The organism is Streptomyces sp. NPDC032126, from assembly GCF_055580085.1.
The window spans coordinates 335,147-353,549 of record NZ_JBVIMA010000007.1 but is presented as its reverse complement, the minus strand read 5'-3'; the positions used below and the strand labels follow the sequence as shown (position 1 = coordinate 353,549).

16 protein-coding genes and 1 tRNA gene are annotated in these 18,403 nt (G+C 73.0%); 7 read left to right on the top strand and 10 right to left on the bottom strand.

Annotated features, from left to right (window positions below; translation table 11 throughout):
- The first annotated feature begins 4 nt into the window (after nucleotides 1-4).
- Nucleotides 5-397 (top strand): MerR family transcriptional regulator, encoded by a 393-nt coding sequence (locus tag ACZ5NW_RS26820; RefSeq protein ID WP_468746477.1) that lies wholly within the window; start codon nucleotides 5-7, stop codon nucleotides 395-397.
- Here ACZ5NW_RS26820 and ACZ5NW_RS26815 read toward each other — a convergent pair.
- Nucleotides 390-1,787, bottom strand: coding sequence for a GntP family permease (locus ACZ5NW_RS26815; RefSeq protein ID WP_468746476.1), 1,398 nt, complete (start codon nucleotides 1,785-1,787; stop codon nucleotides 390-392). The two genes, ACZ5NW_RS26820 and ACZ5NW_RS26815, sit on opposite strands and share 8 nt — an antisense overlap.
- Nucleotides 1,788-1,837: 50 nt before the next feature.
- Nucleotides 1,838-2,356, bottom strand: a complete 519-nt coding sequence (locus ACZ5NW_RS26810; protein WP_468746475.1) for a gluconokinase — start codon at nucleotides 2,354-2,356, stop codon at nucleotides 1,838-1,840.
- A 130-nt stretch (nucleotides 2,357-2,486) separates the two neighbouring features.
- Between ACZ5NW_RS26810 and ACZ5NW_RS26805 the strand changes: the two genes are divergently transcribed.
- Nucleotides 2,487-3,188, top strand: a complete 702-nt coding sequence (locus ACZ5NW_RS26805; RefSeq protein ID WP_468746474.1) for a FadR/GntR family transcriptional regulator — start codon at nucleotides 2,487-2,489, stop codon at nucleotides 3,186-3,188.
- Nucleotides 3,189-3,194: 6 nt separating this feature from the next.
- Here ACZ5NW_RS26805 and ACZ5NW_RS26800 read toward each other — a convergent pair whose 3' ends face one another.
- From ACZ5NW_RS26800 to ACZ5NW_RS26780, 5 genes are all read right to left on the bottom strand, one after another.
- The gene (locus tag ACZ5NW_RS26800) at nucleotides 3,195-3,572 is read right to left on the bottom strand and encodes a YchJ family protein (protein WP_468746473.1); all 378 of its coding nucleotides are present in this window, start codon (nucleotides 3,570-3,572) and stop codon (nucleotides 3,195-3,197) included.
- Between the two features lie 27 nt (nucleotides 3,573-3,599).
- The gene (locus tag ACZ5NW_RS26795; RefSeq protein ID WP_468746472.1) at nucleotides 3,600-4,943 is read right to left on the bottom strand and encodes a M1 family metallopeptidase; all 1,344 of its coding nucleotides are present in this window, start codon (nucleotides 4,941-4,943) and stop codon (nucleotides 3,600-3,602) included.
- Nucleotides 4,944-5,017: 74 nt separating this feature from the next.
- Nucleotides 5,018-8,869, bottom strand: coding sequence for a Pls/PosA family non-ribosomal peptide synthetase (locus tag ACZ5NW_RS26790; protein ID WP_468746471.1), 3,852 nt, complete (start codon nucleotides 8,867-8,869; stop codon nucleotides 5,018-5,020).
- A gap of 198 nt (nucleotides 8,870-9,067) precedes the next feature.
- Nucleotides 9,068-9,220: a hypothetical protein gene (locus ACZ5NW_RS26785; protein WP_468746470.1), complete on the bottom strand. Its 153-nt coding sequence runs from the start codon at nucleotides 9,218-9,220 to the stop codon at nucleotides 9,068-9,070.
- Nucleotides 9,221-9,766: 546 nt separating this feature from the next.
- Nucleotides 9,767-9,854 (bottom strand) — tRNA-Leu (locus ACZ5NW_RS26780).
- A 202-nt stretch (nucleotides 9,855-10,056) separates the two neighbouring features.
- Here ACZ5NW_RS26780 and ACZ5NW_RS26775 point away from each other — a divergent pair.
- The 3 genes from ACZ5NW_RS26775 to ACZ5NW_RS26765 all read left to right on the top strand — a co-directional run bounded on the left by ACZ5NW_RS26775 (nucleotide 10,057) and on the right by ACZ5NW_RS26765 (nucleotide 12,719).
- Nucleotides 10,057-11,382, top strand: a complete 1,326-nt coding sequence (locus ACZ5NW_RS26775; RefSeq protein WP_468746469.1) for a M20/M25/M40 family metallo-hydrolase — start codon at nucleotides 10,057-10,059, stop codon at nucleotides 11,380-11,382.
- A 156-nt stretch (nucleotides 11,383-11,538) separates the two neighbouring features.
- Nucleotides 11,539-11,772: a chaplin ChpH gene (gene chpH, locus ACZ5NW_RS26770; RefSeq protein ID WP_468746468.1), complete on the top strand. Its 234-nt coding sequence runs from the start codon at nucleotides 11,539-11,541 to the stop codon at nucleotides 11,770-11,772.
- A gap of 113 nt (nucleotides 11,773-11,885) precedes the next feature.
- Nucleotides 11,886-12,719, top strand: a complete 834-nt coding sequence (locus ACZ5NW_RS26765; protein WP_468746467.1) for a chaplin — start codon at nucleotides 11,886-11,888, stop codon at nucleotides 12,717-12,719.
- Nucleotides 12,720-12,843: 124 nt separating this feature from the next.
- Here the strand turns inward: ACZ5NW_RS26765 and ACZ5NW_RS26760 are convergent, their stop codons facing one another.
- Nucleotides 12,844-13,032 (bottom strand): DUF5703 family protein, encoded by a 189-nt coding sequence (locus ACZ5NW_RS26760; protein ID WP_040896034.1) that lies wholly within the window; start codon nucleotides 13,030-13,032, stop codon nucleotides 12,844-12,846.
- A 47-nt stretch (nucleotides 13,033-13,079) separates the two neighbouring features.
- On the opposite strand from ACZ5NW_RS26760, the gene ACZ5NW_RS26755 reads away from it, so the two are divergent.
- The gene (locus tag ACZ5NW_RS26755) at nucleotides 13,080-13,775 is read left to right on the top strand and encodes a hypothetical protein (RefSeq protein WP_468746466.1); all 696 of its coding nucleotides are present in this window, start codon (nucleotides 13,080-13,082) and stop codon (nucleotides 13,773-13,775) included.
- 67 nt (nucleotides 13,776-13,842) lie between these two features.
- On the opposite strand, the gene ACZ5NW_RS26750 is transcribed toward ACZ5NW_RS26755, so the two are convergent.
- Entirely contained in the window at nucleotides 13,843-16,077 is a 2,235-nt protein-coding gene (locus tag ACZ5NW_RS26750) for a helix-hairpin-helix domain-containing protein (protein ID WP_468746465.1), read from the bottom strand.
- Entirely contained in the window at nucleotides 16,074-17,060 is a 987-nt protein-coding gene (locus ACZ5NW_RS26745; RefSeq protein WP_468746464.1) for an aldo/keto reductase, read from the bottom strand. Before ACZ5NW_RS26745 ends, ACZ5NW_RS26750 begins: the two co-directional genes overlap by 4 nt.
- Nucleotides 17,061-17,235: 175 nt before the next feature.
- Here ACZ5NW_RS26745 and ACZ5NW_RS26740 point away from each other — a divergent pair, with 175 nt between their 5' ends.
- Nucleotides 17,236-18,291, top strand: coding sequence for an LLM class F420-dependent oxidoreductase (locus ACZ5NW_RS26740; RefSeq protein WP_468746463.1), 1,056 nt, complete (start codon nucleotides 17,236-17,238; stop codon nucleotides 18,289-18,291).
- Nucleotides 18,292-18,403: the final 112 nt, after the last annotated feature.

Here is an 18,403-nt window from a genome sequence, read left to right as displayed (position 1 = left end):
CACCTTGCGTATCGGCGAACTCTCCCGCCGCACCGGAGCCAGCCCGCGCGCCCTGCGCTACTACGAGGAACAGGGGCTGCTCACCCCGGAGCGCCGGCCGAGCGGATACCGGGAGTACGCGGAGCGGGACGTCACCACGGTCCGACGCATCCAGGTGCTGCTGAGCGCCGGCCTCGGCACCTCCGCCATCGCCGAGATCGTGCCCTGCGCCGACGACCAGGACGTCGTCCTGGTCGGCAGGTGCCCCGAGATCCTCGACGGGATCGCGCGGGAGCGGGAGAGGATCACGGCGGCGATCGAGGACCTGACCGCCGCTCGCGACATCCTGGACACCCTGGTGGGGCGCCCGCTTCAGGGTCCTTCCGGGCGCCGGACCACCAGGCGCCCGGCTATATGACCAGGGAGAGCAGCAGGACCAGGCCGCCGGCCGTCACGGAGATGATCGTCTCCATCACCGACCAGGTCTTCAGGTTCTGCCCGACGCTCAGCCCGAAGTACTCCTTGACCAGCCAGAACCCGGCGTCGTTGACATGGCTGAAGAAGAGCGAGCCGGCGCCGATGGCGAGGACCAGCAGGGCCGCGTGGGTGGTCGACATGTCGGCGGCCAGCGGCGCGACCAGACCGGCCGCCGAGACGGTCGCCACGGTCGCCGAACCGGTGGCCAGCCGGATGGCCACGGCGATCAGCCAGGCCAGCAGCAGGGCCGGGATGTTCCAGTCCTGGGAGATGTCCAGGATCATCTGACCCACGCCGGAGTCGATCAGCGTCTGCTTGAAGCCGCCGCCCGCGCCGACGATCAGCAGGATGCCCGCGATGGGCGCGAGCCCCTTCTCGACCAGCGCGGAGATCCGCTCCCTGGAGAAGCCGGCGGGCACGCCCAGCGTGAAGATGCCGACGATCACGGCGGTGAGCAGGGCGATCAGCGGAGAGCCGATCACGTCGAAGACGCGCTGCACGGTGTGCTCTTTGTCGTCCACGACGATGTCGACCAACGCCTTGGACAGCATGAGGACGACGGGGAGGAGGATCGTGGCGAGCGTCGCGCCGAACCCCGGGCGCTTCTCCAGTTCCTCCGAGGGCCGCTGGGGGATCATGCGCTCCGGCGCCTGGACATCCACCCAGCGGGCGGCCACGCGGGAGAACAGGGGGCCGGCGACGACGACCGTCGGGATCGCGACCAGGACGCCGAGCGCCAGCGTGACGCCCAGGTTGGCGCCGACCGCGTCGATCGCGACCAGCGGGCCGGGGTGCGGCGGCACCAGACCGTGCATCACGGAGAGGCCGGCGAGCGCGGGGATGCCGACGCGCATCAGCGAGTAGTTGCCGCGCCGGGCGACCATCAGCACGACCGGGATCAGCAGGACGACACCGACCTCGAAGAACAGCGGCAGGCCGATCACGGAGGCGATGAGGACCATCGCCCACGGCATCGAGCGGCCGCCGGCCTTCGCGAGGATCGTGTCGACGATCTGGTCGGCGCCGCCGGAGTCGGCGAGCAGCTTGCCGAGGATCGCGCCCAGCGCGATCAGCACGCCCACACCGGCGACGGTGGCGCCGAGCCCGGTGGTGAAGCTGGATATCGCCTTGTCGAGCGGCGCCCCGGCGAACGCGCCCAGCGCGAGCGAGCCGATGGTGAGCGCCAGGAAGGCGTGGAGCTTGAACTTGGTGATCAGCAGGACGATGACGGCGATTCCGCCCAGCACGGCGATGCCCAGCTGGGCGTGGCCGGCCGAGGTGATCGGCTCGACGGTGTCCGCTGCCAGCATCTCGACGCTGAGTCTGGTCACGGGGGTTCCCTTGCAGATACGGGGATGGGGAGAGGGGTGCGGGGGGTGGTCTAGCGCGTCGGCTCGGGGAGCTCGCCGAGGGCGCGTACGGCGCGTTCGGTGATCTCCTCCGGGCCGCCCGTGACATCGACGACGACTCCGGCCTCGTCGGCCTGGAGCGGTTCGAGCGTGGCGAACTGGGAGTCGAGCAGCGCGGTCGGCATGAAGTGGCCCTGCCGATGCCCCATCCGGTCCGCGATCAGCTCGCGGGCGCCGGTCAGGTGCACGAACAGCAGCCCGGGCGCGGCGGCCCGCAGCCGGTCCCGGTACGACCGCTTCAGCGCGGAACTGCTGACCACCCCACCGAGCCCCGCCCGGCCGTGCGCCCAGGAGCCGATGGCGTCCAGCCAGGGCCACCGGTCCTCGTCGGTGAGCGGCGTGCCGGCCGACATCTTGGCGATGTTGGCCGGCGGGTGGAAGTCGTCGCCCTCGGCGTACGGGACGCCGAGCCGGGCGGCGAGCAGGGGACCGATGGTGGTCTTGCCGGTGCCCGCGACGCCCATGACCACGACGACATGGGGGGTACTCATCGCTGCCTCGCTGTCTTCGTCGACACGTGATGTCGACGTCACTGAAACCCATTAGGTACGACGAATTCAAGAGCCTGTGATGAATAAGTCTGACTTTTTGTTCGCGTGATCCGCCCCGTACTCTGTGTGCATGACCACTCCGGGCCGGGGTCTGCACGGCCATGTACTGGACACCCTCGGCCCCGCGATCACCGCCGGCGAGTACCCGCCGGGCAGTGTGCTGCGGACCGACGAACTCGCCCAGCGCTTCGAGGTCTCCCGCTCCGTGATGCGCGAGGCCGTGCGGGTCCTGGAGTCCATGCACCTCGTCGAGTCGCGGCGGCGCGTGGGCGTGACGGTGCGCCCCAAGGTCGAGTGGAACGTCTACGACCCGCAGGTCATCCGCTGGCGGCTGGCCGGCGCCGACCGCCCGCACCAGCTGCGCTCACTGACCGTGCTGCGCTCCGCCGTCGAGCCCGTGGCGGCGGGCCTGGCCGCGCGGCACGCCACGGCCGAGCAGTGCGCCGAGCTGACCGAGTGCGCGCTCGGCATGGTCGCCAACTCGCGCGGCCACCGGCTGGACCAGTACCTGATCCACGACGTGGCCTTCCACCGGGTCATCCTCGTCGCGTCCGGCAACGAGATGTTCGCCCGCCTCGGCGACGTCGTCGCGGAGGTGCTGACCGGCCGCACCGAGCACCAGGTGATGTTCGAGGACCCCGACCCGCCGGCCGTCACCCTCCACGTCCAGGTCGCCGAGGCCGTCCGCGAGGGCGACGCGGCCCGCGCGGAACGGCTGACCCGGGAGATCACGACGGGCGCCCTCCAGGAACTGGACATCCTGGCGCCCTGACCACGGCTACGCCTCGGGGAACTCCCCGTCCACGTAGACCCACGCCCCGTCGACCCGCTCGAACCGGCTGACCTCGTGCAGCGAACCGCCCCGGTAGGACGCCCGGAACTCCACCGTGCCGGTCCGATGGAACGCCGTGCCCTCACCGGTCGCGATGATCTCCAGCCCCGTCCACCGCATGCGCGGATCCAGCTCCAGCCGCTCCGGGCGGGTACGCGGATGCCAGGTGCGCAGCAGATAGCCCGCGTCGCCCTTCACGAACGCGCTGTACCGCGACCGCATCAGCGCCTCGGCGGTGGGCGCGGCGACGGCACCGGAGTGGAACCGCCCGCAGCAGGCGTCGTAGGGCTGGGCCAGTCCACAGGGACAGGAACGGGTGCTCATGACGGCCATTCTCCTGGACGACCCGCCCTAGACCGCCGCCCGCGTCTCCGCCGTCGGCAGCGGCGGCAGCGCCGTGCCGTACAACCACGCGTCGAACAGCTCCTCCACCGGCTCCTCGGCGAACCGGGCCACATGGGCCGTGAACGTGGCGGTGGTCACCGCGCCGCCCCGGTGCAGCCCCGCCCAGGCCCGCAGCATGTGGAAGAACCGGTCGTCGCCCAGCGCGCAGCGCAGCGCGTGGATCGTGAGCCCGCCGCGCTCGTACAGCCGGTCGTCGAACATCGACTTGCGGCCGGGATCGGCGATCCGCAGGTCCTGCGGCAGCGTCGACAGCAACCGGTGGGCGACCGTGGCCAGTTGCTGGGCGCTGCGGCCGCCCGCGTGCTCCGACCACAGCCATTCCGCGTACTTGGCGAGCCCCTCGTTCAGCCAGATGTGCCGCCAGTCGGCGATGGACACGCTGTTGCCGAACCACTGGTGCGCCAGCTCGTGCGCCACCAGCCGCTCCGAACCCCGCGCCCCGTCCACATGGTTGGCGCCGAACAGCGACAACGCCTGGGCCTCGACGGGGACATCGAACTCCTCGTCGGCCACGACCACCGCGTACTCGTCGAAGGGGTACGGCCCGAACACCCGCTGGAACAGGTCCATCATCGCGGGCTGCCGAGCGAAGTCCCGGGAGAACTCCGGCAGCAGGTGCGCCGGTATGTGCCCGTGCATCGGCACCCCGCCGAACCCGGGGTCGCCCAGCAGCACCGTCTGGTACTTGCCGATCGCCAGCCCGACCAGATAGGTCGATGTCGGCGCCGCCTGCTCGTACACCCACGTCGTCGTGGACGCCTTCGTCGCCCGGGTCAGCAGCCGGCCGCCCGCCACCACCGAGTACGCCGACGGACAGGTGATCGAGATCAGATACGACGCCTTGTCGGCGGGCCGGTCGTTGCACGGGAACCACGAGGGCGCGCCGATCGGCTGGCTCGCCACCAGCGCGCCGTCCGTCAGCTCCTCCCAGCCGAGCCCGCCCCAGGGGCTGTTGACCGGCTTGGGGTTGCCCGACCAGTTCACCTCGACGGTGAACGCGGCCCCGGCGCGCACCGGCTTCGCGGGCCGCACCCGCAGCTTGCCGCCCCGGTGGGTGTAGTGCGGCTGCCGCCCGTCCACCCGGATCCGGCCGATCTTGAAGTCGGCCAGGTTCAGCTGGAACTCGGCCAGCGGCGCCCGGCCCGCGATGGCGTTGATCCGGGCCGTGCCGGACAGCCGGTTGGGGCCGGGCCGGTAGTCCAGCGTGAGCTCGTAGCGGTGCACCCGGTACCGGGGATCCCCGTGGTCCGGGAAATAGGGGTCCGGACCCGCTGACTGCTGAACTGCCACTTCCCCGTCCGCTCCCTGCGCTGTGCTCGAACCACTGACCGGTGCACCGCCCGCATGCGCCGAGTGGCCCGCGCTCAGGGACGCCATGCCTCGATCGGATTGCCGAGCCAGCGGGTGTCGTCCGGGACGGACTCCGCGGCCATGACGAGCGACGCGGGACCCAGCGTCGTACGGGCCCCGATCGTGCTGCCGGGCAGCACGATCCCGCCAGGGCCCAGCGTGGCGCCCTCACGGAGGACCACAGTATCCGTCCGCAAGATCCGGTCGTGGAAGAGGTGGGTCTGCAGGACACAGCCCCGGTTCACACTCGCCCCGTCCTCCAGCGTCACCAGGTCGCTCTCCGGCAGCCAGTAGCTCTCCAGCCACACACCCCGCCCGACGCGCGCGCCGAGCGCCCGCTGCCAGGCCGTCATCACCGGCGTACCCGGCACCGCGCCGGCCAGCCACGGCACCGCGAGCACCTCCACGAAGGTGTCCGCCAGCTCGTTGCGCCACACGAAGGAGCACCACAGCGGATGCTCCCCGGCGCGGTGCCGCCCCACCAGCAGCCACTTCGCGACGACCGACAGCGCGCACGCGACGACGCCCGCCCCCAGCAGCACGGCGCCGCCGAGCAGCGGCGCCCACACCCCCAGCGCGCCCAGCGCCAGCACGGTCAGCACGGCGAGAGCGGCCGAGCAGAACACCGGCACGATCCTGCACAGTTCCACCAGCCCGCGCGCCCACAGCAGCCGCGCGGGCGGCTCGTACGTACGGCTCTGGTCCCCGTCCGCCGTACTGCGCGGCAGCCTCACCGGCGGCAGGCCCAGATACGAGGTGCCCTTCTTCGCCTTCTTGGGCGCCGCCGACAGCACCCCGACCAGACCGCCGTCCGGCACCCGGCGCCCGGGTGCGGTCATCCCCGAGTTGCCGAGGAAGGCCCGCCGCCCGATCCGCGCCCTGCCCACCCGCACCCAGCCGCCGCCCAGCTCGTACGGCGCGGTCAGCGTGTCGTCGGCCAGGAACGCGCCCTCGCCGACCGTGGTGAGACTGGGCAGCGCGAGCACCGTCGACACCTCGGCGCCCCGCCCGATCCGCATCCCCAGCAGCCGCAGCCACACCGGCGTCACCAGCCCCGCGTACAGCGGGAACAGCGTCTCCCGGGACCGGTCCATCAACTGCGTCACGGACCACGCCTGCCAGGCGATCCGCCCGTGCCCGGGATGCGTGCCCTCGCGCAGCCCCACACTCAGCAGCCGCACGGCGACCAGGATCAGCAGCGCGTACGTCACCCCGTAGGCCAGCGTCGCCGGGACGAGGGCGATCGCGACCCCCGGCAGCGGACGGGAGAGGTCCGCGCACACCCCCGCGACCAGCAGCGCCACGGCGCCCGCGCACACCGGCAGCAGACCGAGTCCCACGCCCGCAGCCCCGTACATGAACCGCCAGAACGTCCGCCGGGGCGGCCGCTCCCGGGGCCAGTTGCGCTTGGCGCGGCCCAGCTTCACCGCCGGGGCGCCCGCCCAGCGCTGCCCGGTCGGGATCTGCCCGGTGACCGCCGAACCCGGCGCCACCTCGGCCCGCTTGCCCACCCGGGCGCCCGGGAACAGCACACTGCGCGTCCCGACGACCGCGTGCGCGCCCACCTTCACCGCGCCGATCTCCAGCCGGTCCCCGTCCAGCCAGTACCCGGACAGGTCCACCTCGGACTCCACGGCGGCGCCCCGGCCCAGCTTGAGCAGCCCGGTCACCGGCGGCAGCGCGTGCAGATCGACATCCGGCCCGACCTTGGCGCCCAGCGCCCGCGCGTACCGCTGGAGCCAGGACCCGGTCAGCGAGGTCGCCCCGCTGACCTCGGCCAGCCGCTCGGCGGCCCACAACCGCAGGTGGACACCGCCGCCGCGCGCGTACCGGCCCGGTCGCACACCCCGCAGCAGCAGCCGCGCCCCGCCCGCGCCGAGCGCGAGCCGCCCCGGCGGGCTGAAGAACAGCAGCGCCCCGGCGCCCACCAGCCACCAGGGGGCCGTCGGCAGCCAGGACCAGGCGGGCAGCAGATTGCCGAGCGCGGCCGCCGCCACGCTCCAGCGCAGCCCCATCAGGGTGAACAGCGGCAGCAGGAAGAGGAGTTGGAGGGCCTGCGCCCGCCGGGGCACCGGCGCCACCGTGCGCCGCGCGGCGTCGTCCCGCACCGACGCCTCCAGCCGCCGCGCCAGCTTGCGCAGGGTCGGCTGCTGGTAGACGTCCAGGACGGCCGCGCTCGGGTAGCGAGTGCGCAGCCGGGTGGTGAGCTGGGCGGCGGCCAGACTGCCGCCGCCGATCGCGAAGAAGTCGTCCGAGGCGCTGCCGACCGGGATGCCGAGGACCTCGGTCCACTGCTCCGCGAGCCACGCCTCCGTGCCGTAGAGCTGCTCCCGCGTCGGCTGCTCCACGCCCTCCAGCGGCCACGGCAGCGCGTTGCGGTCGACCTTCCCGGAGGTGCGGGTGGGCAGGTCGGGCACCGGCGCGAGCAGCGGCACCAGAGCGGCCGGCAGCTCGGCGCGCAGCCGCTCCACGGCGGCCGTGTGGTCCCAGCCGTCCTGGGTGACGACATAGCCGACGAGCAGCTGATTGCCGCTGCGGGCGGTGCGCACGGCGGCGGCCGCCCCGGCGACCCCGGGGAGCGCCTGGAGCGCCGCGTCCACCTCGCCCAGCTCGATCCGCCGCCCGCCCAGCTTGACCTGCTCGTCGGCCCGGCCGAGGAAGACCAGCCCCTCGGGATCGGCCCGCACCAGGTCGCCGCTGCGATACGCCCGCTCCCAGCCGAGGGAGGGCAGCGGCGCGTACTTCTCGGCGTCCTTCTCCGCGTCGAGGTACCGGGCGAGCCCGACGCCCCCGATGACGAGCTGCCCGCTGCCGCCCGGGGCCACGGGCTCCCCGGCCTCGTCGACGACGGCCAGCTCCCAGCCCTTGAGGGGCAGCCCGATGCGGACGGTCTCCTCGCCGCCCATCAGCGCGGCACAGGCCACGACGGTCGCCTCGGTCGGCCCGTAGGTGTTCCACACCTCGCGCCCCTCGGTCACCAGCCGCTGCACCAGCTCGGGCGGGCACGCCTCACCGCCGAAGATCAGCAGCCGTACGTCGCTCAGCGCCTCCGGCTCCCACAGTGCGGCCAGCGTCGGCACCGTCGACACGACGGTGATCTCCTGCTCGACCAGCCACGGCCCGAGATCGGCGCCGCTGCGGACCTGCGACCGCGGCACCGGCACCAGACAGGCCCCGTACCGCCAGGCGAGCCACATCTCCTCGCACGAGGCGTCGAAGGCCACCGACAGCCCGGCCATGATCCGGTCGCCGGGCCCGATCGGCTCGTCGACGAGGAACAGCGCGGCCTCGGCGTCCACGAACGCCGCCGCGCTGCGATGGCTGACGGCGACGCCCTTGGGCTTCCCGGTCGATCCGGAGGTGAAGATGATCCACGCGTCGTGCTCGACGGTGGGCCGGGCGGCGGGCGTCTCGCCGCGGGAGAGGACGGTCAGCTCGTGCCCGGCGCCGACCACGGCCCGTACGTCCGCCTCGCCGAACACCAGCTCGGCCCGCTCGTCGGGGTCCTCGGCGTCCACGGGCACATACGCGGCGCCCGCAGCGAGTACGGCGAGGATGGCGACGTAGAGGTCATTGCTCCCGGACGGCACCCGCACGCCCACCCGGTCCCCGAGCCCGACCCCGCGGGCGCCCAGCCGCCGCCGCAGCCGTTCCACCTCGACGGCCAGTGCGCGGTAGGTGAGTTGGCGCGTCCCGTCGTCCAGCGCGAGCTCGTCCGGCCACGACCGCACCGACGCCTCGAAGACGTCGACGAGCGTGCGCGGAGAGGCCGCCGGTCCACCGGAGAAACGCGCCACCTCGTATGCGTTCGCACCGATTTCTTCGTCCAGCAGGCCGAGAGCAGTGCCCTCGTGTATGGCGGCCATTCGGTCCTCGCGTCTCGGCTCCGGCTCGGTAACAAACCGGAAATACTAGTACGACGCTAGGTTCGAGGCCGTCGGCTCGCCAGTCGGCACGGCCGTTCGGGGGACGCCGAAGCGCCGAACGGCCGTCCGTGAGCTGGGAGTTCTCCTCACCGGCGAGAGATGCCCCACATCAGAGGGCCACGCGCGACCCCACCCGGATCAGAAGCTGCCGTACGCCGGTCCGACGCCGACGGCGAGCGCCGCGACCACGCCGGCCTCCTCCCCGTCCGAGGTGGAGGTGACCTTCAACTGGAGCTGGATGTCGCCCGAGACCTCGGCCTCGCCGCCGGTCACCGGGTGTGTCTTGAACACGTGCCGCGGCCCGTGACTCGGCCTTGAGCCGCGAACACAGCGCGTCGAGCGCGACACCCCCGACGGCCCGGGCCGCCCCCGAGGCCACGGCGGCCTCCAACGCCGCGACGTCGGGCGCCAGTTCGCAGGCGAGCGGGAAGGCGCCGCCCCACGCCACCTTCAGCGGCCCGTTGATGGACAGTTCGGCGCGGATCGGCGGGGCGGTGCCCGGCTCGACGAGACCGACCAGCCGACTGGAAGCCGCGAACGGCCTCGCACAGTTCGGGGGAGGCCAACCCGTCCCCGATCGCCGGAAGGGCGCCGATCGGGGTACCGCCGGCCGGGAGCCCCACCGCGTCCAGCAGCTCACCGACCTGCTGCTGGTCCGATGGCCGGTTGGGGTACTGCGTGCCCTCGTCGGTCAGCCCGACTGCCTCGCGTGCGCGCGGAGCTCGGCGCCCGCCGTTCCTTCCGCCGGCGCCCTCCCGTTATCGCACGGTGACCTCCGCACCGCATCCGGACCGCACACACGCCGAGGGCCCGACCGGAAACCGGTCGGGCCCTCACTGGTGTCCGAGGGGGGACTTGAACCCCCACGCCCGATAAAGGGCACTAGCACCTCAAGCTAGCGCGTCTGCCATTCCGCCACCCGGACAAGGTGTCTGTCGCGCGGGGTTTCCCTCGCGGCGACGTCGTAAACATTACCAGGCTTTCGAGGGTGGCCGATCACCGGTGACGGCCGGGGCGCTCGCGCGGGCGTGAACGCGGTGTGACGGGCGCGGATCCGTCTTGGGCGGGGCCGCCCGGGGAGGGAGGATGAGGAGGACCCACCAGCAGCGACAGCGGGAGGAATCAGCGTGAGCGAGACCGACTCGGCCAGGCACGTCACCGGCGAGGACGAGGTCGTGGACCTCTGTCGCGAGCTGATCCAGTTCGACACCAGCAACTACGGCGACCACTCCGGCCCCGGCGAGCGCAAGGCGGCCGAGTACGTCGCCGGCAAGCTCGCCGAGGTGGGCCTGGAGCCGAAGATCTTCGAATCCCACCCCGGCCGCGCCTCCACCGTGGCCCGCATCGAGGGCGAGGACCCCTCCCGGCCCGCGCTGCTCATCCACGGCCACCTCGACGTCGTACCGGCGAACGCGACCGACTGGACCCACCACCCCTTCTCCGGCGAGGTCACCGACGGGTGCGTGTGGGGGCGCGGCGCCGTCGACATGAAGGACATGGACGCGATGACGCTGGCGGTCGTGCGGGACCGGCTGCGCAGCGGGCGGCGCCCGCCGCGGGACATCGTGGTCGCGTTCCTCGCCGACGAGGAGGCCGGCGGCGTCTACGGCGCACGCCATCTCGTCGACCACCACCCCGAGCTGTTCGAGGGCGTCACCGAGGCGATCAGCGAGGTCGGCGGCTTCTCGTTCACCGTGAACGAGCAGCGGCGGCTCTATCTGATCCAGACGGCCGAGAAGGGCATGCACTGGATGAGGCTGAAGGTCGCGGGCACGGCCGGGCACGGCTCGATGATCCACCGGGACAACGCCATCACCGAGCTGTCCGAGGCGGTCGCGCGGGTCGGCCGGCACAAGTTCCCGGTGCGGGTCACCAAGACGACCCGGGCCTTCCTCGACGAGCTGGGCGACGCCCTCGGCACCGACCTCGACCCGGAGGACATGGAGTCGACGCTCGCGAGGCTCGGCGGCATCGCCAAGCTCATCGGCGCGACGCTCAGCAACACCGCCAACCCGACCCAGCTGAACGCCGGTTACAAGGTCAACGTCATCCCCGGCGAGGCCACCGCGGGCATCGACGGGCGCTTCCTGCCCGGCCACGAGGAGGAGTTCCTCGCCGACCTCGACCGGCTCCTCGGCCCCCACGTCCAGCGCGAGGACGTGCACTCGGACAAGGCCCTGGAGACCAGCTTCGACGGCGCGCTGGTGGAGGCGATGCAGTCCGCGCTGCTCGCCGAGGACCCGACCGCCAAGGCCATCCCCTACATGCTCTCCGGCGGCACCGACGCCAAGTCCTTCGACGACCTCGGCATCCGCGGCTTCGGCTTCGCCCCGCTGAAGCTGCCGCCGGAGCTGGACTTCGCCGGAATGTTCCACGGCGTCGACGAGCGGGTGCCGGTGGACGGACTGAAGTTCGGGGTGCGCGTGCTCGACCGCTTCATCGACGCGTCCTGAATTCGCCCACTGAAACGAAACTTCACTATTCGCGCGCGTGTACGGGAACGACCTGGAAGAGTGAATGCGACCATAAGCTCGTAGCCCCATTACTCCCTCCTCGTTACTGGTGACGTGATCCGCTCATTGGGATCGCATTGCCAACAAGGAGGAATAATGATCAAGAAGGTCGTCGCTGCTGCGGCTGCCACTGGTGGGCTGGTTCTCGCGGGCGCGGGCCTGGCTGTCGCCGACGCGGGTGCCCAGGGTGCCGCCGTGCACTCCCCGGGTGTCGCTTCCGGCAACGTCGTTCAGGTGCCCGTGCACGTCCCGGTGAACGTCTGCGGCAACACGATCTCGGTGATCGGGCTGCTGAACCCCGCCTTCGGCAACACCTGCGTCAACAACTGACGTACGCCCGCTGAGGGGGTCGTCGACACCGTCGGCCCCGGAGCGCGCGCCATGCGCTCCGGGGCCGGCCGGTATTTCGGCAACGAATTCATATTTTCGAGGGGGATTCAGCAGTGCGACAGATCACGCGCAAGAGCCTTATGACAATGGCGGCGGCGACCGGGGTGATCGCCGCCGCGGGTGGTTACGCCCAGGCGGATTCCGGTGCCATCGGATCCGCATCGGATTCACCGGGCGTGCTCTCCGGAAACACCGTGCAGGCGCCGGTGAACGTCCCCGTGAACGTCTGCGGGAACACCGTCGACGTGGTCGGGGTGCTCAATCCGGCGATGGGTAACTCCTGTGCGAACACAGGGGGATCCGGATCGGGATCCGGTTCCGGTTCCGGAAGCCACGGTGGCTCGGGTGGCGGCTCCGGCGCGCACACCGGCTCAGGGGGCGCGCAGTCCGGCGGGCACACCGGTGACTCGTCCGGCGTCGCCTCCGGCAACCACGTAGAGGTCCCGATCGACGTGCCGGTGAACGTGTGCGGCAACAGCGTCAATGTCATCGGGGCCGGGAACGCGGCGTACGGCGACGACTGCGACAACGGCGGCGGCTCCGGCGGGGGCCACCACGGGACGCAGCCGGGCGGCGGCGGGCACGGGAGCACGCCGGGCGGCCCGGGAGGGCACGGCGGTTCCGGTGATCACGGCGGGCCCGGCAGCCAGGGGCACCCCGGTCAGGAGGGTGTCCACAGCGCGCAGGGCGGACCGGTCGACTCCGGGCGGCCCGGCGCCGGCGGTTCCTCGTCCACCGTCCGGGCGGGCCTCCGGACGGCCGGTCAGCAGGGTGTTTTCGGACAGCTTGCGCACACCGGCGGAGACCTGGAGTACGTCCTGCCGGCCGGCGCGGGCGCGCTGCTCGCGGGCGCGGTCCTCTACCGCAGGGCCCGGCGCTCGGCGTAGCGCCCGGGGAGCGTGCAGGGGCGTGAGGCACGCCTACAGGCGAGAGAGCGGGCCCCGCGCCCTTGCGGGGCCCGCTCGTCGCGGTCATGGCCCGGTCGCCGGGGCGGCCGGGCGCCGTCTCAGCTCACCACGTGGCGCGCACCTGGCGGATGATCCTCCGGCGCAGGCGCACCCTGCGGCTGCCGTCGCGCATCAGGCTCAGACGGTGCAACTCCCAGTGTCCGTACTCGGCATGGTCCGTCAGCAGACGTGTCGCCTCCTTGCGGGAGACCCCGCGAGGCACGTACACGTCGACAAATTCGTATTCCGGCATCGCATCTATTGTGCGGGCTGGGGCCCGGTACGGATAGCGTCTGCACTATGTCTGATGCTGCGCAGCCCACCGCTGCCGAGGTACGCGCCGCCGCCGAGGCGGTCAAGACCGCGCTCGACCGCCACCTGGCGGCGGTCGAACGCCGGTCGGGAGAGGACGACCCGGCCGTCTACGAGGCGTTCAACCAGCTGGCCGCGGCCGCGGAGGCGTACGACGAGCTGCTCTACGACCGCTACGACGAGGTGACCCCCTTCGAGATCCCGGGCGCGGAGGACGCGCTTCCGCCGTACGCGGGCCCCGGGGAACCGAGCGCGCTGAGCGTCCTGATCCGCCGGGACTACGCCGTCGTGGAACCGCAGCGGCTGCTGGCCCAGGCGCAGCGGGTCGAGGAGGCGGACCAGGGCGGCGCGGGCGAGGGCGACGCACGCACCGTGCCCGGGGCACTGGGCGTCCTGTTCGGCGAGTTCGAGGCGGACGAGATCGCCTCCCGGCACAAGGAGTTCGGCCTGGAGGAGGGCGACTCCACGCTGTGGGTACTGGCCACGGACGAGCCGGCCGAGCCGGGGGAGTGGCTGGAGAGCCCCTTCGAGCAGATGGATCCGCAGCGGGTGGTCTGCCGCTTCGACGTGAGCGCGGTCTTCGACGAGGACGTCGATGAGGACGCCGACGAGGCCGAGGACCCCGAGGACGACCCCGAGCTGGACGACGAGCTGGACCTGGAGCCGCTGGACGTCGATCGCTGAGCCGGCGGCGGGTGAGAGGGAGGGCGGCGGCGCTGCGGGCCGCAGGGCCGCCGCCCTCTCGTCGGCCCTATTCCGCCGGCGTCGGTACCAGCGTGCGCAGCAGCAGCGGCAGGCGCGTCGTGCGGGGCTTGGCGGTGACCTCGGCGACCGCTCTCGGCAGGGCCTGCTCCACTCCGTGCACCACGGACAGATGGCGCTCGCCCCGCCCGAAGGCGGTGTACACCCAGGGGCGGGACAGGGTCTGCGCGGCGTCCCCGGGGAGTACCACGACCGCCGCGGGCCAGCGGCCGCCCACCGCCTGGTGCGCGGTCAGCGCCCACCCGTGCCGCACGCACTGCTCGACGCGCTCTCGCGGTACGACGACGGGAGCGCCCGCGCACGACAGGTGCAGCCCGTCGGCGTCGGCCCCCACGACCTGCCCGGGCACCGTACGACCCGGGGCGGGGGAGTAGGCGATCCGGTCGCCGGGGTCGAAGCCGCCGAAGCGGCCGGGACCCGGATTCAGCCGTTCCTTGAGCGCCGCGTTGAGCGCGCGTGTACCGGCCGCGCCGCCATGGCCCGGAGTGATCACCACCGTCTGCTCGGGCGGCACCCCGATCGCCCGGGGCACCGAGTCGGCGACCAGCTGCACGGTCCGGTGCACGGCCTCGCCCGCGTCCCGCACCGGCACGATCACGAGCTCCTTGCCGGGCGCGTCGACCTGGTTCAGCTCGCCGACGCCGATGCCGGAGACGAGCTCGCCGAGCGGGCCGGGATCGGGGGTGCGCGAGGCGATCTGCGGGCAGGCGCGCGCGGCGAGCAGGTCCGCGAAGACCCGGCCCGGACCGGCCGACCACAGCAGCGCCGGATCCCCGCTGAGCACGAGCCGCGCCCCGTCCGGCAGCGACTCCACGATCATCGCCGCGCTCTCCACGTCGAGCTGGGGCGCGTCCAGCAGGACCAGGAGGTCGAGCTCCAGGGCCCCGTCGGCGTCCCGTCCCGGACCTTCGGCGCCGGCGAGGAGACCGGCGACGGTGACGACGGACGGCGTGCCGTCCTCGTCGCCCGTGGCCGCCGCGAACCGGCGCCGCCCGTCCGGTGTGTGGCAGGCGGCGACGGTCCGCAGGCCCAGCGCACGGGCCGCGGTGACCAGCGCCGCCGCTTCCGCGCGGGACGCCTCGCCGCCGGTGTGCAGCACCAGCCCGTGCCCGGCGACGGCACGGATCAGCTCGGCCGCGCTGCCGGAGGCGTCCGCCGCCGCCGGCCCCCAGTCGGGTGAGGTCTCCTTGGACAGGGAGTTGACGATCCGGGCCAGGCCGTCGGCGAGGCTCTCCTCCGCGAGCGCGTACCGCTCCAGGCCGATCAGGACCCGGACCGGGCGGGCCTCCTCGGCGTCGTCCTCGCCGTCCTCACCGGCGGGCGCCGGGTCGGCCGGTCCCTCCTCCAGGGCGTCCTGGAAGGCGAGGGCCTCGCCCTCCGCGAGCGCGCTCTGGACGGCGGCGTCCGCGTCCGGCACGCCCCGCTGGGACAGCGCCGCCGTCAGCGCCGGCAGCTCCAGGGCGGTGTGCCCGGCCAGGGCCGCCTGCTCCAGGAGCCACACGGTGACCGCGCGGCCGCGCCGCTCGTCGTCCGGGCGGCACTCCGCGCCGAGCAGGGCCCGCGCGAACCCGTCGGCCTGCTCCGGACGCACGCCGGGGACGCGCAGCAACTGCCAGGGGTCCGCACGCAGCAGTCCTTCCGCCCCCTCGCCCAGCGCCGAGGCGGCCTGCGGGGCCAGCGCCTCCGGGGCACCGGCCGCGGCCAGCACGCCACGCACGGCGGCGACCGTCTCCGGGGCGGGCGCGGCGGGGGCGACGGCGGCTGCCTCGGCGGCCACCGGCTGCGGGCGCCGGACCGGCTCGGGCGCGGGGCGGCGGGGCGCGGGCGCCGGCTCGGCGAACACGGTGGCCGTCGGCTTCTCACCGCTCTCCACGGCCCGGACGGCGGCCAGCAGATCGGCGGCCTTCCCGCTCAGCTTGGCCCCGCTGGCGATGGGCCCCTGCCGCTCGGCCTTGCGCCGCTCGATCCGTTCCCGCTCGACCCGCTGAGCGGCGAGCTCGGCCTGAGCCTCGGAGAGCCCCGCGTCATCACCGGCCTCCGCGGCACCCTCGACGGCCGACGCCTGTTCGCCTTCGGCGGTGTCTTCGGCGGCCGACTCCTGTTCGCCCTCGGCTGTCGCGGTGGCCTCGTCCTCCCCCTCCGAGCCACTGTCCACCGCCGCGCCCCCCGGCGTCTCCGGTGTCCCCGGCTCCGTGTTCTCCGTGGTCTCCGGTTCCGTGCTCACAGCGTGCTCCAGTCGTGATCGGGATAGCGGTGCACGGGGGCCGACACATCGTCGAGCGCCCGGCAGATCTCGTCAGGAAGACTAAGCGCCTCCACTGACAAAGCCGCCGTGAGCTGCTGCGCGGTGCGCGCGCCGACGATCGGGGCGGCCACACCGGGCCGGTCGCGGACCCAGGCGAGGGCCACCTGGAGCGGAGTCACCGCGAGCCCGTCCGCCGCGGTCGTCACGGCGTCCACGATCCGGCTCGCGGTGTCGTCGAGGTAGGGCTCGACGAACGGGGCGAAGTGGTCGGAGGCGGCACGGGAGTCCGGCGGCAGGGCGTCCCCCCGGTACTTGCCGGTGAGGACGCCCCGGCCGAGCGGGGAGGACGGCAGCAGCCCGATGCCCAGGTCCAGCGCGGCCGGCAACACCTCGCGCTCCACGCCGCGTTGCAGCAGGGAGTACTCCATCTGCGTGCTCGCCAGCCGGGTGCGCGTGCCCGGCGCCGCGAGCTGCCAGGTGGCGGCCTTGGCGAGCTGCCAGCCGCAGAAGTTGGACACGCCCGCGTACCGCGCCCGTCCGCTGGCGACCGCGATGTCGAGGGCCTGGAGAGTCTCCTCCAGCGGGGTGTCCGGGTCGAAGGCGTGCACGTGCCACACGTCGACGTAGTCCGTGCCGAGGCGGGTCAGGGAGGCGTCGAGGGCGGCGAGCAGGTGGCCGCGGGAGCCGTCGAAGCGGCGGTCCGGGTCGGGGACGCTGCCCGCCTTGGTGGAGATGATCAGGTCCCGGCGCGGGACCAGCCCCTCTATGAGGCGTCCGAGCAGATACTCGGCCTCCCCGTCGCCGTACACGTCCGCCGTGTCGACGAGGGTGCCGCCGGCCTCCCAGAACGTCTTCAAGAGGTCCGCGGCGTCATGCTCGTCCGTGTCGCGGCCCCAGGTGAGGGTGCCGAGCCCGATCCGGGACACACGCAGGCCGGTCCGGCCGAGATGCCTCTGCTCCATGGACGCCGAGATTACTGGCCAGAACCGGGCGGTGGGTTGCCTGTGGATAACCGAATTCCGGCCGCGGACTGCGGTTTCGTACGGTCGTCCCCGCCCCATCGCCCTGCCCCGTCGGACACGTGCACGCTAGTGTCTGCCCAACAGCGTCGTTACTGATCAGTAAGGGGATTCGGCCATGCAGCTCGGGATCAACCTCGGCTACTGGGGCGCGGGAATGGACGCGGACAATCTCGCCGTCGCCCAGGAGGCCGACCGCCTCGGCTATGCCGTCTGCTGGGCCGCGGAGGCCTATGGCTCGGACGCGGCGACCGTACTGAGCTGGGTCGCCGCCCAGACCGAGCGCATCGACGTCGGCTCGGCCATCTTCCAGATCCCTGCCCGTCAGCCCGCGATGACCGCGATGACCGCCGCCACCCTCGACTCCCTCTCCGGCGGCCGCTTCCGCCTCGGCCTCGGTGTCTCCGGTCCCCAGGTCTCCGAGGGCTGGTACGGCGTCAAGTTCGACAAGCCGCTGTCGCGCACCCGGGAGTACGTCGAGATCGTCCGCAAGGCGATGACCCGCGAGCGGCTGTCGTACGACGGAGAGCACTGGACGCTGCCGCTGCCCGGCGGCCCGGGCAAGCCGATCAAGCTGACCGTGCACCCGCAGCGCGAGCACATCCCGCTGTACATCGCCGCGATCGGCCCGAAGAACCTGGAGCAGACCGGCGAGATCGCCGACGGCGCCCTGGTGATCTTCCCCTCCGCCGAGCACCTGGAGGAGACCACCGTCCGGCATCTGCGCGCCGGCCGCGAGAAGGCGGGCAAGACACTCGACGGGTTCGACATCTGCCCGACGCTGCCGCTGGCCGTCGGCGAGGACAAGGACGTGACCGCGCTCGCCGACACGTTCCGTCCGTACACCGCGCTGTACGTCGGCGGCATGGGCAGTGCCAAGCAGAACTTCTACAACCGGCTCGCCCAGCGCATGGGCTTCGAGGCGGCGGCCGCCGAGGTCCAGGACAAGTACCTCTCCGGCGACAAGCAGGGCGCCGCGGCCGCGATCCCGCACGACCTGATCGACAAGACCACGCTGCTGGGGTCCGTGGACCGCATCGCGGACCGGATGAGGGAGTACGCGGCGGCCGGTGTCACCACCCTGAGCCTGGCTCCCGCGGGCTTCACGCTCGACGAGCGCCTGGCTTCCCTCCGGGCGGGCGCCGAGGCCCTGGAGCTGGCCGGGCTGGCCTGAGGGGCCGGACGGCGGGAGGAGATTTCCAGCGGCCGTGGTGGGGGCTCGGGGGTCTTCCCCGCCACGGCCGTCATCGGGAACAACGCGCCCGCGCGCGCGTGGTTACGCGCCG

Coding starts and splice junctions, on each gene's coding strand:
- ACZ5NW_RS26810 (WP_468746475.1), bottom strand. CDS start 2,356: ATGAGTACCCCCCATGTCGTCGTGGTCATGGGCGTCGCGGGCACCGGC.
- ACZ5NW_RS26805 (WP_468746474.1), top strand. CDS start 2,487: ATGACCACTCCGGGCCGGGGTCTGCACGGCCATGTACTGGACACCCTC.
- ACZ5NW_RS26800 (WP_468746473.1), bottom strand. CDS start 3,572: ATGAGCACCCGTTCCTGTCCCTGTGGACTGGCCCAGCCCTACGACGCC.
- ACZ5NW_RS26790 (WP_468746471.1), bottom strand. CDS start 8,869: ATGGCCGCCATACACGAGGGCACTGCTCTCGGCCTGCTGGACGAAGAA.
- chpH (WP_468746468.1), top strand. CDS start 11,539: ATGATCAAGAAGGTCGTCGCTGCTGCGGCTGCCACTGGTGGGCTGGTT.
- ACZ5NW_RS26760 (WP_040896034.1), bottom strand. CDS start 13,032: ATGCCGGAATACGAATTTGTCGACGTGTACGTGCCTCGCGGGGTCTCC.
- ACZ5NW_RS26755 (WP_468746466.1), top strand. CDS start 13,080: ATGTCTGATGCTGCGCAGCCCACCGCTGCCGAGGTACGCGCCGCCGCC.
- ACZ5NW_RS26745 (WP_468746464.1), bottom strand. CDS start 17,060: ATGGAGCAGAGGCATCTCGGCCGGACCGGCCTGCGTGTGTCCCGGATC.
- ACZ5NW_RS26740 (WP_468746463.1), top strand. CDS start 17,236: ATGCAGCTCGGGATCAACCTCGGCTACTGGGGCGCGGGAATGGACGCG.